Source organism: Candidatus Symbiopectobacterium sp. NZEC135 (assembly GCF_025962695.1).
This window is the reverse complement of record NZ_JAGFPF010000499.1, coordinates 1-1294: the sequence shown is the minus strand read 5'-3', so window position 1 is coordinate 1294 and position 1294 is coordinate 1. Positions and strand designations below refer to the sequence as shown.

Here is a 1294-nt window from a genome sequence, read left to right as displayed (position 1 = left end):
CCGCTCCGCGAAGGCCACGGCGCCTTCTTCCGTCACATCCATCAGAATGATGACAAACTCTTCGCCGCCGTAGCGTGCAATCAAATCCTCCTTGCGGCGCGGCATACTGCTTAACGCATGGCTCACGGTTTGCAGACACTTGTCACCCTCGACATGGCCGTAATGGTCGTTATATTTCTTGAACATATCGACATCGAGCATGATAAGCGCTATTCGTTTTCCGGAAAGGGCCGACTGCGCGATGGTCTCTCGCAGGAAAATATCAAACTGCCGTCGGTTTGCCAGGCCGGTGAGGCCATCCAACAGCGCCAGCGTTTCCAGCGTGTGATTCATCGCGGTGAGCTGGTCGCGCACTTTAGTCAGGTCGATCTGGTTCTTCTCATTGATGTTGATCTGCTTAAGCACGATCGCGCCCATGCTGCTCATGATCAGCAGCAAGGTAAGGGCGATAGCGGTATAAATGGTGGAGTCGACTTTCCAGTTGGAGAGCACCTGGGTTTTGTTATAACCCGCCGCAATCACAATCGGGTAGCGTTTCAGCCGGGTATAGCCATAGATGCGCTCAACGTGGTCAACGGCGGAATAGAAGGTGGCCGTACCGCTGGCGGATGTTTTCAGATGCTCCACAAACAGCGGGCTTGCGGATACATCGCGATTAATTTGTGAATCATCAAAAGGACGCCCATACAGGATATGCCCGTCCGACAGCAAAATGGCTAATACGTCAGTCTCGCCCATCGAGTAATAGCCGTAATAGAGTTTGAAATAATTGATAGAGATGGTGGCGAGCAGCACGCCTGCAAAACTGCCATCACCATTATTCAAACGCATCGAAACCGGAATAATCAGATCGTCAGTGGTGCGGCTACGGATGACATTACCAATATACAAACTGTTACTGGGATTATTTTGATGATATTTGAAGTATTCGCGATCGGAGTTATTGGCATTTTTAGGCGTGTAATCGTCTACCAGCCAGTGTCCTGAAGCGTCATAGATAAAGATGCCGTGTAGTTGCGGCAGCGTTGATTTACGATTTTTCAGCGTTTGTTGCAGACGGGGCAGTTGTTGCCCACCAAACCCATCCTGTTCAATGCGTTCATTGAGATCCTGGAGCAACAGTTCCACTTGCAAGAAGGTGTCTTCGGCGTGACGTGAAAGCGAAAGAGATAAGTTATCCGCCTGCTTTTCGGTGGCTTCAAGGGTGCGTTGATAGGAGTTAAAAACCACCCATCCATTAAGTATGACCACGGCCAGAATAATAAAAAGGATAAAACCTGCCATCAGGTTTTGC

The 1294-nt window shown here is 49.8% G+C and carries 1 protein-coding gene; it reads right to left on the bottom strand.

Features of this window, described 5'->3' with window-relative positions; translation table 11 throughout:
- Positions 1 to 1294, bottom strand: a 1294-nt coding sequence (locus tag J5224_RS28230) for a sensor domain-containing diguanylate cyclase (protein WP_264628423.1), incomplete at both ends; no start/stop codon positions are given.